The organism is Shinella sp. HZN7, assembly GCF_001652565.1.
GTDB lineage: Bacteria > Pseudomonadota > Alphaproteobacteria > Rhizobiales > Rhizobiaceae > Shinella > Shinella granuli.
Genome location: NZ_CP015736.1, coordinates 3,992,206 through 4,005,647, shown reverse-complemented (window position 1 = coordinate 4,005,647; position 13,442 = coordinate 3,992,206). Strand labels below are relative to the sequence as shown.

Annotated in this window: 11 protein-coding genes; 4 read left to right on the top strand and 7 right to left on the bottom strand. The window is 65.7% G+C overall.

Annotated features, from left to right (window positions below; all coding sequences use genetic code 11):
- Positions 1-9: 9 nt before the first annotated feature.
- The 4 genes from shn_RS19295 to shn_RS19280 form a co-directional block, all read right to left on the bottom strand.
- Positions 10-579 (bottom strand): CarD family transcriptional regulator, encoded by a 570-nt coding sequence (locus shn_RS19295; protein WP_064331861.1) that lies wholly within the window; start codon positions 577-579, stop codon positions 10-12.
- Positions 580-948: 369 nt separating this feature from the next.
- Positions 949-1,287, bottom strand: a complete 339-nt coding sequence (fdxA, locus tag shn_RS19290; protein ID WP_064332703.1) for a ferredoxin FdxA — start codon at positions 1,285-1,287, stop codon at positions 949-951.
- Between the two features lie 192 nt (positions 1,288-1,479).
- Positions 1,480-1,899: an RNA-binding S4 domain-containing protein gene (locus tag shn_RS19285; protein WP_064331860.1), complete on the bottom strand. Its 420-nt coding sequence runs from the start codon at positions 1,897-1,899 to the stop codon at positions 1,480-1,482.
- A 4-nt stretch (positions 1,900-1,903) separates the two neighbouring features.
- Positions 1,904-4,933: a helicase-related protein gene (locus shn_RS19280; RefSeq protein WP_064331859.1), complete on the bottom strand. Its 3,030-nt coding sequence runs from the start codon at positions 4,931-4,933 to the stop codon at positions 1,904-1,906.
- Positions 4,934-5,329: 396 nt separating this feature from the next.
- Between shn_RS19280 and shn_RS19275 the strand changes: the two genes are divergently transcribed.
- Positions 5,330-5,968 carry a glutathione S-transferase family protein gene (locus tag shn_RS19275; protein WP_064331858.1) on the top strand — a complete coding sequence of 213 codons (639 nt, stop codon included), beginning with the start codon at positions 5,330-5,332 and terminating at the stop codon, positions 5,966-5,968.
- A gap of 37 nt (positions 5,969-6,005) precedes the next feature.
- Here the strand turns inward: shn_RS19275 and thpR are convergent, their stop codons facing one another.
- Positions 6,006-6,587, bottom strand: coding sequence for an RNA 2',3'-cyclic phosphodiesterase (gene thpR / locus shn_RS19270; RefSeq protein WP_064331857.1), 582 nt, complete (start codon positions 6,585-6,587; stop codon positions 6,006-6,008).
- Positions 6,588-6,669: 82 nt separating this feature from the next.
- Positions 6,670-7,314 carry an arylesterase gene (locus tag shn_RS19265; protein WP_064331856.1) on the bottom strand — a complete coding sequence of 215 codons (645 nt, stop codon included), beginning with the start codon at positions 7,312-7,314 and terminating at the stop codon, positions 6,670-6,672.
- Positions 7,315-7,373: 59 nt separating this feature from the next.
- Between shn_RS19265 and shn_RS19260 the strand changes: the two genes are divergently transcribed.
- From shn_RS19260 to shn_RS19250, 3 genes are all read left to right on the top strand, one after another.
- On the top strand, positions 7,374-8,090 hold the full coding sequence (locus tag shn_RS19260; protein ID WP_064331855.1) for an ABC transporter ATP-binding protein: 717 nt from the start codon (positions 7,374-7,376) through the stop codon (positions 8,088-8,090).
- Complete coding sequence (locus shn_RS19255; RefSeq protein WP_064331854.1) at positions 8,087-10,639, top strand: ABC transporter permease; 2,553 nt, start codon at positions 8,087-8,089, stop codon at positions 10,637-10,639. Before shn_RS19260 ends, shn_RS19255 begins: the two co-directional genes overlap by 4 nt.
- Positions 10,640-10,817: 178 nt before the next feature.
- Positions 10,818-11,561 (top strand): Bax inhibitor-1/YccA family protein, encoded by a 744-nt coding sequence (locus tag shn_RS19250; RefSeq protein WP_064331853.1) that lies wholly within the window; start codon positions 10,818-10,820, stop codon positions 11,559-11,561.
- A 235-nt stretch (positions 11,562-11,796) separates the two neighbouring features.
- On the opposite strand, the gene shn_RS19245 is transcribed toward shn_RS19250, so the two are convergent.
- Complete coding sequence (locus shn_RS19245) at positions 11,797-13,275, bottom strand: M48 family metalloprotease (protein ID WP_064331852.1); 1,479 nt, start codon at positions 13,273-13,275, stop codon at positions 11,797-11,799.
- Positions 13,276-13,442 lie beyond the last annotated feature (167 nt).

The following is a 13,442-nucleotide window of genomic DNA, read 5'->3' as shown; positions in this document are numbered from 1 at the left end:
CGCCCTAGATCAGGCCGCTTCGTCCTGCGAGTCGTCCTCTTCGATGGACTTGCCACGCTTCGGACCCTTGGCGAGGTTCGTTTCGACGAGGCGGACGGCCTCGGTTTCCGACATCTTGTTGACGGCGGCGATTTCACGGGCCATGCGGTCGAGCGCGGCTTCATAAAGCTGGCGCTCGGAATAGGACTGTTCCGGCTGGTTTTCCGCGCGGTAGAGGTCACGGACCACTTCGGCGATCGAGATCAGGTCGCCCGAATTGATCTTGGCATCGTATTCCTGCGCGCGGCGCGACCACATGGTGCGCTTCACGCGTGCCTTGCCCTGGACAACCTTCAGCGCGCGGTCGACGAAATCGGTCTCCGACAGTTTGCGCATGCCGATCGAAACGGCCTTGGCAACCGGCACCTTGAGACGCATCTTGTCCTTTTCGAAATCGATGACAAAAAGCTCAAGCTTCATGCCGGCGACTTCCTGCTCCTCGATGGCCACGATCTGGCCAACGCCGTGAGCGGGATAGACGATCGATTCACCGGTCTTGAAGCCCTGGCGCGTGGAAGATTTCTTCTGCTGGGTCGTCATTCTGTTCAAATACTCCCTGTTACGCTCCCGGCATGGCCGGGTGGGTCCGGGGACCCGGGAAAGACGGGGGGCACCGTTGCGGTGTCACCACTCTGGTCCGTCCGCCATGCGCAAAAAGGTCCCCGGCGACGCGTTCACATTTGAGCAACCGGAGCTGCCTATGGGAGGTGAGCGGCGTCGAGGGATCGTTTGCTTTCGTGGTGGTGTTCGGGCACGCAAAATGCCGCGATGTGGATCAGTATCGGGACCCTACCACAAAAAAGTGCCGAAATCAATAATTTGCTTCGCATGGGTCATCAAGCCTGTCCCATCGCCTTTTGACGGGAGCATGCTTTTTTCCCCAGCTTCGCTTGCCGCGCTATGCGGCGATCAATCGCCCTGGCCCGGATTGGGAGAGAAGTACTTCTCGTACTTGCCTTCCACGCCGTCCATTTCCTTCGCTTCCGGCATCGCATCGCGCTTGACCGTGATGTTCGGCCAGATGGCGGCGAATTCCGTGTTGATCTGCAGCCACTTGTCGAGCCCCGGCTCGGTATCCGGCTTGATCGCCTCGGCGGGACATTCCGGTTCGCAGACACCGCAGTCGATGCATTCGTCGGGGTGGATGACCAGGAAATTCTCACCCTCGTAGAAACAGTCGACGGGGCACACTTCCACGCAGTCCGTGTACTTGCAGCGAATGCAGTTGTCGGTCACGACATACGTCATGAGGAACTCCAGAATCGTCATAAGGCGGGTGCGGACGAGACCATCCGTCACCGCAGTATCCGTCACGCGATCGGCTTGCCGGACATGAGAGACCGCGCGCGTAAAGGGCCGTCCGGAGGCTGAGGTAAAGGCTTTGCGGGCGGTTTGCAAGCGTAATACATGCGCTGCCGGGCGCATGCGAGGTATAGAATTCTAATCCTCGTCGTCGCCGGGAAAACCGTGCAGGCGGTCGGTTTCGCGGCGTTCCCGCTTGGTGGGCCGGCCGGCGCCGCGTTCGCGCGTCGCCTGCTCGAAGAGCGAGCGCTCCTCGCGCGGCGGTGGGGGCGGCGTCATGTCGCTGTAGAGAAGCCGGGCCTCCTCGTAGGGCCCGCGGCGTTCGCCCGGCTGCAGCACCTTCACCACCATGTCGTGCCGGTCAAGCGAGAGCACCACGACATCGCCGGGACGCACCATGTGCGAGGGCTGGCGGATGTTCTGGCCGTTGACGCTGACATCGCCCGTTTCCACGGATTTCGCCGCCAGCGAGCGGGACTTGCGCAGCCGCGCGAAGAACAGCCATTTGTCGATGCGCTGTCGCGCCTGACCTGCCGGCTGTTCCTCGTCGCGTGCCATCGGCCTACTTCTTCATCTGCTCCTTGAGCGCTGCGAGCTTGGCGAAGGGGGAATCCGGGTCGATCGGCTTTTCCTTGCGGGGCGGCCGGGCTTCGAATTTCGCCTGCTGCGGCTTGCCGCCGCGATCGGGGCGATGCTCATTCCGATCCGGGCGATTGCCGCCCTGCGGCTTTCCGTCGCGGCCCTTGGCCTGGTCGGGCCGGCCGCGGCCGCCGTCACGCCGCTCGCCGCGTTCGCCGGCCGGCTGGCCGCGATGGCGATCACCGCCGCGACGCTCGCCCTGTCCCTGACGCTCACCGCCTTGGCGGTGGCCCTGGCGCTGGTTGTCGTGGCGCGAGCCCGGGCGCCAGAGCAGCACGGGCTTGGCTTCGACCGGTTCGCCTTCTGCAGCGGCTTCTGCCGGTACCGGATCTTCGACGGTCTCGGCGGCCGGGGCTTCGACGGGGGCAACCGATGCCTCGACGGCGGCAGCCGGGGCTTCGCCTTCGCCCTCCGCCGCATCGGCGTCGTGTTCGTCGGACGCTTCCGTATTTGCTTCGGCCGGCGCTGCGGCGGCGGCATCGGCCGGAGCCGGGGCCTGCGCGGCGAGATGGGCGGCGACTTCCTCGGCCTTCACGCTGTCGGCGCGGTAGCCGAGGCCCTTGAGGATCTCTTCCATGTCGTCCGGCGTCGCGCCGAGGATGGAGAGCATGGCGGTCGTCGCCATGAAGCGGCGGCCGTCATAGGCGCCCTCGGGGCGCGGCGTGCCCGGCTTCCACTGCAGCAGCGGGCGGATGAGGTCGGCAAGGCGCTCCAGGATGTCGATGCGCACGGCCCGCTTGCCGAGGAAGCGGAAGCCGGCGAGCTTGTAGAAGGCGCGCTCGAAGCTCGGATCGGTGACGACGGAGGTGCGGCCGGCGGCGAGCACCGGGATGAGGTCGCCGTAGCCCGGCTTGTCGAGGCCGTCGTTCTTCAGCGCCCAGAGCAGGGTGATGAGCTCGGCCGGGGCCGGCTTCAGGAGCGCGGGCATGAAGATGTGGTAGGCGCCGAAGCGGATGCCGTGCTTGCGGATCGAGGCGCGGGCTTCCTGGTCGAGCGACTTCACGTCCTCCGCCACGTCGCGGCGGAAGAGCACGCCGAGGTTTTCGACGAGCTGGAAGGCGAGGCCCTTGGCGAGGCCCTGCAGGTCTTCGGCGCGCGAAAGGTCGTCGAGCGGCTTCAGCACGGTCGCGATGTGATGGTTCACGAAACGCTCGATGCGGGCGGCGACGTGGTCGCGCGCATTGCCGGTCAGCTGCTCGTCGGAGAGCAGGATGACGCGCGGGCGCATGACGTGGTCGCTTGCCGCCAGGCGCGCGACGGGATCGCCGAGCCAGCGCACGGTGCCGTCGGAGCCGAGCGCGAGATCGCTGTTGCCGGCGGCGTGCAGGCGTGCGGCGCGGGCTTCGAACTCCAGCGCGAGCGCCTTCTGCGCAGCCGCTTGCACGGCCTTCGCATCGGGACCTTCCGTTCCGGAGGCCAGCGTAAACCGGAAACCGGCCAACTGCCCGACATGATGTCCCTCTACGAAGACATCGCCATTCACACTGATTTCAGCTTCCAGCATCGCATTCTCTCTCAGGCGCTTCATGAGCACAGATGTCCTGCGATCAACAAAGCGTTTCGTCAACCGTTCATGTAGCGCATCGGACAATCGGTCTTCGATTTCCCGCGTCTTTTCCTGCCAGTGTGTCGGATCGGCAAGCCATCCGGGCCGATTCGACACATAGGTCCATGTCCTTATCTGTGCGATTCGTGCCGAAAGCGTGTCGATCTCGCCATCGGTTCTATCGGCGCGGCGCACCTGGTCGGCCATGAAGTCTTCGTTAACTGTGCCGCGTTTTATGAGATCCGCATAGAGCGTCGAGATGAGGTCGGCGTGCTGGGCGGGGGTGATGCGGCGGTAGTCTGGAAGCGCGCAGGCCTCCCAGAGCTTTTCGACACGTTCCGGCGTCGTCGCGAGATCACGGACGTCGGGGTAGCGTGACAGGTGCTCCAGCGCCTGCTGGTCGACGGCCGGCAGCGCCCGCGTCAGCCCGCCTATCGGCGGCGGCGCATCGAGCGACTTGCGCAGGTTCGCAAGAGACGAATAGTCGAAGCGGGGCGTGCGCCATTGCAGGACGCGCACCGGGTCGAACTGGTGCGTCTCGATGCGCTTGACCAGCTCGTCGTCGAAGGGATCGACGCGGCCCGTCACGCCGAAGGTGCCGTCGCGCAGGTGCCGGCCGGCGCGGCCGGCGATCTGGGCGAGCTCGGCGGGATTGAGGTTGCGGAACTGGTAGCCGTCGAACTTGCGGTCCTGGGCGAAGGTGACATGGTCGACGTCGAGGTTGAGGCCCATGCCGATCGCATCGGTCGCGACGAGATATTCGACGTCGCCCTCCTGGTAGAGCGCGACCTGGGCGTTGCGGGTGCGGGGGCTAAGTGCGCCGAGCACCACCGCCGCCCCGCCGCGCTGGCGGCGGATCAGTTCGGCGATCGCATAGACCTCGTCGGCCGAGAAGGCGACGATGGCCGTGCGCTGGGGCAGGCGGGTGATCTTCTTGGAGCCGGAATAGAAGAGCTGGGAAAGCCGCGGGCGCTCCACGACGTTGAGGCCCGGCAGCAACTGTTCGAGGATCGGCTTCATGGTGGCGGCGCCGAGCAGCAGCGTCTCGTCGCGGCCGCGCAGATGCAGCACCCGGTCGGTGAAAATGTGGCCGCGTTCGAGATCGCCGGCAAGCTGCACCTCGTCGATCGCGACGAAGGAGGCGCGCGTCTCGCGCGGCATCGCCTCCACCGTGCAGACCGAATAGCGCGCCATGTGCGGCGTGATCTTCTCCTCGCCGGTGACGAGCGCCACATTGTGCTGGCCGACCCTGTCGACGAGGCGCGTATAGACCTCGCGCGCCAAGAGGCGCAGAGGCAGGCCGATGATGCCCGTCTCATGTGCCACCATGCGTTCGATTGCGTAGTGGGTCTTGCCCGTATTGGTCGGGCCGAGCACCGCGGTGACCCCGCGGCCGCTCAAGATCATGGGTGCTTGCGACAAGTCACGCCCCGGCAGGTTTCAACTCTCGCCGGACGCATCCGGCAGGCAACAGATGCCCATCGAGGCGGACAATGGCAAGGGGCAAGGCGAAAAGCGCCGCTTTTCTCCAGCATTGAACGGTGCCTGGAACAGTCTGCGAACAAATCGGAGACGAATCGCTGACATGGGATGATTCAGGGTTTGTTCACCACAATGGACTGGCGGGGTTGGCTGCGGCGCCACGAAATACCGAATCGCATCAAGGATTAAGCGCGATGCGGCTGCGCCCTGATGGGCCGACCGGCGCGAAGCGAAGTCGCGAGCGGCCATGATTCCATCTTCCCGTGTCGGACCGTGACCGCTTCGTTCGTCCTTGAGGGGTGACAAGCGGAGACAAACCAGATGAAGATCCATTTCAGCCGTAATCCCAACCCTCGCCTGACGGTCGCTGCGGCCCGATTCTTGGACGCTGACGTCGAATTCGAGTTCGCCGCTCCCCGCGCTCCGGGCCAGGCGGAGCGTTACATTTCACTCAATCCGAACCTGCTGTTGCCAATTCTGGAGCTGCCCGGCCGGACGTTGTGGGAGAGCGATGCCATCGTCTGCTGGCTCTCGCGCAGCGCCGGTTCGAACTTCTGGCGGACGGACGACGAGGAACCGGACATGATCCGCTGGATCAGCTGGGCGAAGGAAAACTTCGTCAAGGCATGCGACATCGTGCATTGGGAGCGCGGCACGAAACAGCGTTACGGCTTCGGGCCCTGCGACGAGCGGATGGTTGAAGAGGGACTGCAGCAGTTTCACAAGGCCGCCGCCATGCTGGAGAGCGAACTGGCAAACCGCGCATGGCTCGTCGGCGATGCGGTTTCCTTTGCGGATTTCCGCATGGCGACGTTTCTGCCGTTCAACGACGCCGCCCGGCTGCCGCTCGCCGAATATCCCGCGATAGAACGCTGGAACGAGCGGCTCGAAAAGATGGATGCGTGGCGCGATCCCTTTCAGGGCCTGAACGCACCCGATTTGCCGCCGCTGCCCGGTTAGGGCGGTCCTCTCCTGGAGATGTGCGCCGTATCGCCGGTCAAACCGGATGGTCGCGCAGGTCCGCGCCGTCCCAGCCGCCGCCGGACTCGTAAAGCGGGAAAACCTCTTCCGTGAGGTATGGCCCGCCGCCGACGGATTCCTTCGAGGACATCAGCACGAAGCGGTTCACCGTGAAGGGGGCGGTGTGGAAATTGCCGCGACCGGAAAGGTAGTGGGCGACGTCCTCGATGCGGGCGTTGCGCAGGCGGGCGAGCGTGACGTGGGGCGTGAACTTTCGCGGATCGGCGGGAAGGCCCAGGCGCTGGCAGATGCGCTCGATTTCGCCCTGGAGGGCGTACATTTCCGGCGCCTGCGTCACGCCGGCGAAGACGGAATGCGGCTTCTTCGAGCCGAAGGAGCCTAGGCCCGACAGGGCGAGCTGGAATTCCGGGCGCTCGATGCGGTCGAGCTTGTCGACCACCTCGTCGGCGGTGCGGCCGTCGATATCGCCGATGAAACGCAAGGTAATGTGGAAGTTCTCGACATCGATCCAGCGGGCTCCGGGAAGTCCGCCTCTCAGCAAGGAGAGGCTCATGGCAGCATTGCGCGGCACTTCGAGGGCGACGAAAAGTCTCGGCATGGCGACTTCTCCCTGCTGGAATGTACTGTCAGCGAATCACGCAATGGATTTTTGCGCAACCCTTATTTCGCACCCGCGAAAACTACTCCTTCGCCGGTATCGATTTGATGAACGCTTCGGCGGCCGGAAGCATCGTCGCGACCATCACGTCAACCCCCTCGGAATTCGGATGCATGCCGTCGTCGAGCTGCAGGTTCGCCTTGGTGACGACCCCGTCGAGGAAGAACGGATAGAGCGCGGCGCCGTGCTTTTCCGCCATGCGCCGGTAGATGCTGTTGAAGCGCTCGCCGTAGTCGGGGCCCATGTTCGGCGGGGCCAGCATGCCGGCAAGCAGCACCGCGATGCCGCGCTCCTTGAGGCGCGTCAGCATGGCGTCGAGGTTCTTCTCCGTCTGTTCCGGCGGAATGCCGCGCAGCGCGTCGTTGGCGCCGAGTTCCAGAATCACGCCTTGCGTGCCCTCGGGGATCGACCAGTCGAGCCGGGCAAGGCCGCCGGAGCTCGTGTCGCCGGAAACGCCGGCATTGGCGATCTCGACCTCGTAGCCCTTTTCGCGCAGCGCCTTCTCCAGCTTCACCGGAAAGGCGTCCGTCGCGGGTAGCTGGTAGCCGGCCATCAGGCTGTCGCCGAAGCCGACGAGCTTCACGGGCTCCGCCCGGGCGGCATTCACGGATAACAAAGCTGTGATTGCAAGTGAGGCGAAAAATCCAAGCGCCGCTTTAAACGACATGTTGCTGATCCTAGATTGCTGGCATTCCAGTTGCTTCAAGACATATAGGGCAGAATTCCTTGGCCAAAACCATCATCGATCTCAAAAAAGCCGATCTCACCCTCGGCCGGGCGGCCGCCTCCGTTCATGTGCTGAAGGGGATCGACCTTTCGATCGAGGGGGGCGAATCGGTCGGCATCGTCGGCCCGTCCGGCTCCGGCAAGTCGACGCTCCTGATGGTGCTGGCCGGGCTCGAACGGCTGGACAGCGGCGAGATCCATATCGACGGCGCGGGCCTGCACGGCATGACCGAGGACCAGGTGGCCGATTTCCGCGGCCGCAATATCGGCATCGTCTTCCAGTCCTTCCACCTCATTCCCAACATGACGGCGCTGGAAAACGTCGCTGTGCCGCTGGAGCTCGCCAATGTGCGGGACGCCTTCGAGATCGCCCGGCGGGAACTGACGGCGGTCGGCCTCGGCGAGCGCCTGTCGCACTATCCCGGCCAGCTCTCGGGCGGCGAGCAGCAGCGCGTGGCGATCGCCCGGGCGCTCGCGCCCTCGCCGAAACTGCTGATCGCCGACGAGCCGACCGGCAACCTCGACACCGAGACCGGCCGGCAGATCGCCGATCTTCTCTTCGCCAAGCAGGCCGAGCGCGGCATGACGCTGGTGCTGGTGACGCATGATCCCGCGCTCGCCGCCCGGTGCAGCCGGCAGGTTGCCATGCGCTCCGGCGAGATCGTTTCCGGCGCGGCGCCGATCAAGGCGACGCTGGCCGAGGCGGTGCCGGCATGAGGATCGGCACGGTCCTCAGACAGTTTCCGCTGGCGCTTCGCCTGGCGCTGCGCGAAATGCGCGGCGGCCTCAAGGGGTTCTACATCTTCCTCGCCTGCATCGCGCTCGGAACGGCGGCGATCGCGGGTGTCAATTCGGTGTCGAGCGCCATCACCCAGGCGATCGCCTCGCAGGGGCAGACCCTGCTTGCGGGCGACGTGCGCTTCGAATTCAACAACCGCTTCGCGACCCCGGAAGAGCTGAAGCACTTCCAGGGGCTGGGCGATGTTTCCCTCTCCTCCAGCCTGCGCTCCATGGCGCGCCTGCCCGACGGGTCCGACCAGACGCTGGTCGAGGCGAAAGGCGTCGACGGCGCCTATCCGCTCTACGGCACGCTGGAAACCAGCTCCCAGCAACCGTCCGCGACCCTCTTCGCCAGGGACGGCGAGGCCTTCGGCGCGGTCGTCGCGCCGCTGCTGCTCGACCGTCTCGGCATCGCCGTCGGCGACGAGATCCTGCTCGGCACGGCCAGGCTGAAGGTGACGGCGACGCTGGTGCGCGAGCCGGACGCGGTTTCGGAAGGGTTCGGCTTCGCGCCGCGGCTGATGATCTCGGAAGAGGCCATGCAGGCGAGCGGTCTCGTGCAGACCGGCAGCCTCGTGGAGAACGCCTACCGCATCCGGCTTGCCGATGCCGGCATGTCGCTGTCCAGGGTGCGGGCGGACGCCACGAAAGCCTTCCCGCAGGCCGGCTGGTCGATCCGCACCTCCAACAGCGCGGCGCCTTCGCTCACCAACAACATCACGCGCTTCTCGCAGTTCCTGACGCTGGTCGGCCTGACGGCGCTGATCGTCGGCGGCGTCGGCGTTGCCAATGCGGTGCGCGCCTATCTCGATTCCAAGCGCTCCGTCATCGCCACCTTCAAGTGCCTCGGCGCGCCGGCCTCGCTGGTGGCGCTGGTCTATCTTGCGCAGATTGTGCTGATCGCCGTGGTCGGCATCCTGATCGGCCTCGTGGCGGGCGCGCTGATGCCCATGGTGGCGATGGGCTTCCTCGACGGCGTGCTGCCGGTGCCGGCGGAGGCGACGATCTATCCCGCGGCCCTGCTGCTCGCCGCCGTCTTCGGCCTCTTGACGGCGCTGGCCTTCGCCATCATGCCGCTCGGCCATGCCCGCGAGGTGCCGGCGACGGCGCTCTTCCGCGAGCAGGGTTTCGAGGCAGGACGCCTGCCGAGCTGGCCCTATGTCGCGGGCGCGGCGCTGCTTCTTGCGGCGCTCGCCGGGCTTGCCATCGCCACGGCCTATGACCGCTACATCGCCGTCGTCTTCCTCGGGGCGATCGCCTTCGCCTTCGTCGTGCTGCGCGCCGTCGCCATGCTGATCACCGCGCTCGCGAAACGCAGCCCGCGCGTCAATTCGCCGGCCTTGCGGCTGGCGGTCGGCAATATCCACCGGCCGGGCGCGCTGACCTCCTCTGTCGTGCTGTCGCTCGGCCTCGGCCTTGCGCTTCTCGTCACGTTGACGCTGATCGACGGCAATCTGCGCCGGGAGCTCACCGGCAACCTGCCGGAGCGCGCGCCGAACTTCTTCTTCGTCGATATCCAGGGCAGCGAGCTCGACGGGTTCCGCACCGTGCTGCAGGCGAACATGCCCGACGGCAAGATCATCGAGGTGCCCATGCTGCGCGGCCGCGTCATGGAGCTGAACGGCGTCGAGGTCTCGAAGGTCAAGGTGCCGCCGGAGGGGCAATGGGTGCTGCGCGGCGACCGCGGCATCACCTATGCCAAGCGCACGCCGGAAAACTCCACGCTTGCCGAAGGCGAATGGTGGCCGGAGGATTATTCCGGCGAGCCGCTCGTCTCCTTCGCTGCAGAGGAGGGCCGCGAACTCGGCCTCAAGATCGGCGACAGCGTGACGGTCAACGTGCTCGGCCGCAACATCACGGCGCGCATCGCCAATTTCCGCAATGTCGAATGGGAATCGCTGTCGATCAACTTCGTCATGGTCTTCTCGCCGAACACCTTTGCCGGCGCGCCGCATGCGTGGCTGGCGACGGTGATCGACCCGCAGGCGACGGCCGGGCAGGAGGCGGCGACCTTGAAGGCCGTCACCAATGCCTTCCCGACGATCACCAGCGTGCGCGTCAAGGATGCGCTCGACGTGGTGAACGAACTGGTCGGCCAGCTCGCCACCGCCATTCGCGCCGCCGCGGCCGTCGCGCTCATCGCCTCGATCCTCGTGCTCGCCGGGGCGCTCGCCGCCGGCAACCGGGCGCGCGTGCACGATGCCGTGGTCCTCAAGACGCTGGGTGCGACGCGCGCCACGCTGATCCGCGCCTTCAGCTACGAATATCTCATGCTGGGGTTGGCGACGGCGGTCTTCGCGCTCTTCGCCGGCGGGGTGGCGGCCTGGTTCGTGGTGAGCCGCATCATGACGCTCCCGTCGAGCTTCCTGCCGGACGTCGCCGTCATGACGGTCGTCACGGCGCTCGTCATGACCGTCGGCATCGGCCTTGCCGGCACCTGGCGCATCCTGGGGCAGAAGGCCGCGCCCGTGCTGCGCGAGCTTTGAGACCGGCAGGATCCGGGGCCCCGTAGGGGCCGCGGGTCTTGTACGAGACACAATTCATGCGCATATTGAACGCAGGCAAGCTGGAGCCCCGCAGCGGATGCCCGGATTCCGTGCCGACCATCGGCGAATAAACGGGAACCCGACACCGTCACCACAGGGGGCTTTACGAGAGGAAAACATGGCTGATCTTCGCAACTACCAGACCCGAACGGCCCATGCCGGCGCTCAGGCCGGTGCCGTCATCGACGAGGGCCTGCGCGCCTATATGCTCCGGGTCTACAACCTGATGGCCCTGGGCCTCGCGATCACCGGGGTCGTGGCGTATTTCGCCTCGCAGGCCGCCTTTGCCGGTGGCCAGCTCACGAGCTTCGGTTACGCGATCTATGTGAGCCCGCTGAAGTGGGTCGTGATGCTCGCCCCGCTGGCGCTGGTCTTCTTCCTGAGCTTCCGCATCCACAAGATGAGCGTTTCGGCCGCGCAGGCGACCTTCTGGGTCTATGCCGGCCTGATGGGCCTGTCGCTGTCGTCGATCTTCCTGATCTATACCGGCGCCAGCATCGCGCAGACCTTCTTCGTCTCCGCCGCCGCCTTCGGCGCGCTGTCGCTGTTCGGCTACACGACGAAGCGGGACCTCTCCGCGATCGGCTCGTTCCTGATCATGGGCCTGTTCGGCCTGATCATCGCCTCGCTCGTCAACCTGTTCCTGCAGTCCTCCGCGCTCGACTTCGCGATCTCCGCGATCGGCGTCCTGGTCTTCGCGGGCCTGACGGCCTGGGACACGCAGAAGATCAAGGAAATGTATTTTGAAGCCGACGAGGTCGCCGTTGCCGGCCGCAAGGCCATCATGGGCGCGCTGACGCTCTACCTCGACTTCATCAACCTCTTCCTGTTCCTGCTGCGCTTCCTCGGCAACCGCGAGTAACGCCAAGCCGGATGAAGGGTTGAATGAAAGAACCCCGCCGGAGACGGCGGGGTCTCACTTCGAAGAGAGACAGTCCGCCAAACTTCTCCTCCGTGATGGTCGGGCTTGACCCGACGCTTTGGGCACGCCGGTGGATCCTCGGCTCAAGGCCGAGGATGACGTCGGGGGTGAGGCGAGGTTCGCCAACAAACAAAAACCCCGCCGTTTCCGGCGGGGTTTTTGTTTGGCAAGATGCCTATTCGCTGATGATCTTGAACTTTTCGCCCGGGCGGACGGTGCTTGCCGCCGTCATCGCGTTGATCAGGCGGAAGAGGTCGAGCTTGCGGTCCGTGCCCATCATCCGCCCTGCCAGCGAGGCGACGGTGTCGCCTGCCCGCGCCGTGACGACGCGCACGCGCAGCGGCTTCAGCGAGGCGACTTCGGGCGGCGTCAGCTTGCGGAACGAGGTCCTGAGGATCGCGGCGGTCGGCTCCAGCGCAGTCGAGCCCACCGGAACCGCCGTCAGGAAGCGGTAGATCTGGTTGTCGATGCGCACGACCGTGACGTCGAATTCCCAGCGGTCGGCCGCCGCCTTGGCCGTCGCCGCCTCCAGCCCGTTGATCGTGATAGGCTGGATCGTCTCCGGCTTGAGCCCGGTCACCCAGCCGCTCGAAATGTAGTTGACGAGGTTCTGCTTGCGGCTGTCGGCGACACCGTCGAAGCGGATCGCGACATCCCCGGGACCCGTCGCCAGCACCGCATCGGCCTTGTTGTCGATCTGGAAGCCGGCCGGCACGTCGAAGCGGATGCCGAGCTTGCCGTGCAGGAAGGTCTGGCCGCGCACATAGCCTTCTTCCGGCGCATCGCCGTAGAGCAGGCCATCGATGCCGGCGAGATAGTAATCGCGGCCGCGGTCGCCGATCGAGCCTTCCGCCCCGAAGGCCCGGGCATGCAGGCGCGCCAGCTCCACGCGCTGCGGCGCGTTCGGGTGGCTCGACAGGAAGTCGAGGCTCTGGTCGGAATCGGGATCGACCGCGGTGAAGCGGGCATAGGCCGCCATGGAATCGAGGAAGCGGGCGGCGGCATAGGGGTCGTAGCCCGCCTCGCCCAGCATGCGCACGCCAATGACGTCCGCCTGGAGTTCCTGGTTGCGCGAGAAGGCGGCAAGGCGCAGCTTTCCGCGCGCCAGGGCCTGCTTGCCGGCGATGTTGCTGGAAAGCACCTCGGCCACGACGCGGCTGGCGATGACCTCGGCCTCTTCCTTCTTCTGTCGCTCGATGCCGTGGTTGGCGGTGACGTGCGCCATTTCGTGCGAGAGCACGGCGGCGACCTCCGAGGCGTCGTTGGCGAGTGCCAGCAGGCCGCGGGTCACGTAGAGATAGCCACCCGGCAGTGCGAAGGCGTTGATCGCGGGGGAATTCAGGATGGTGATGCGGTAGGACTGGTTCGGGTTTTCCGAAACGAGCGTCAGCGCGCCGGCAATGCGGGCGACCAGCCGCTCGGTCTTGGCGTCCTTGTATTCGCCGCCGTAGCTCGCGACGATGCGCGGGTGCTCGCGGGCGCCCATCTGGGCGCGCGGGTCGTTCTTCTGCACCTCTTCGACAATCTGCGGATTGGACGAGGGCGAGATCGTCGGCTCATAGGTCTGCTCGATGATCGACTGGCAGCCTGACAGAAGCGTGCCGGCAAGCATCAACGCCGCAAGGGGCTTCAAAACCCCGCGTCCGCATACCATTGCAGCTTCCTGCGATGCTCTCGCCATATCTCTTGCCCACAGCCCGAACCGGGTCCTCGAATGGATGAGATAGACGCACCATACCTGGCCGGCAACTCCCGATTCGACAAACGCTTCCCTTGTGGCTCCGGTGACACAGGGGGGCGTCCAAATTGTGGCGTGCCGCC

Excerpts from the sequence above, each read along its gene's own strand:
- shn_RS19295 (WP_064331861.1), bottom strand. The coding sequence starts at position 579 with ATGACGACCCAGCAGAAGAAATCTTCCACGCGCCAGGGCTTCAAGACC.
- fdxA (WP_064332703.1), bottom strand. The coding sequence starts at position 1,287 with ATGACGTATGTCGTGACCGACAACTGCATTCGCTGCAAGTACACGGAC.
- shn_RS19285 (WP_064331860.1), bottom strand. The coding sequence starts at position 1,899 with ATGGCACGCGACGAGGAACAGCCGGCAGGTCAGGCGCGACAGCGCATC.
- shn_RS19280 (WP_064331859.1), bottom strand. The coding sequence starts at position 4,933 with ATGATCTTGAGCGGCCGCGGGGTCACCGCGGTGCTCGGCCCGACCAAT.
- shn_RS19275 (WP_064331858.1), top strand. The coding sequence starts at position 5,330 with ATGAAGATCCATTTCAGCCGTAATCCCAACCCTCGCCTGACGGTCGCT.
- thpR (WP_064331857.1), bottom strand. The coding sequence starts at position 6,587 with ATGCCGAGACTTTTCGTCGCCCTCGAAGTGCCGCGCAATGCTGCCATG.
- shn_RS19265 (WP_064331856.1), bottom strand. The coding sequence starts at position 7,314 with ATGTCGTTTAAAGCGGCGCTTGGATTTTTCGCCTCACTTGCAATCACA.
- shn_RS19255 (WP_064331854.1), top strand. The coding sequence starts at position 8,087 with ATGAGGATCGGCACGGTCCTCAGACAGTTTCCGCTGGCGCTTCGCCTG.
- shn_RS19250 (WP_064331853.1), top strand. The coding sequence starts at position 10,818 with ATGGCTGATCTTCGCAACTACCAGACCCGAACGGCCCATGCCGGCGCT.
- shn_RS19245 (WP_064331852.1), bottom strand. The coding sequence starts at position 13,275 with ATGGTATGCGGACGCGGGGTTTTGAAGCCCCTTGCGGCGTTGATGCTT.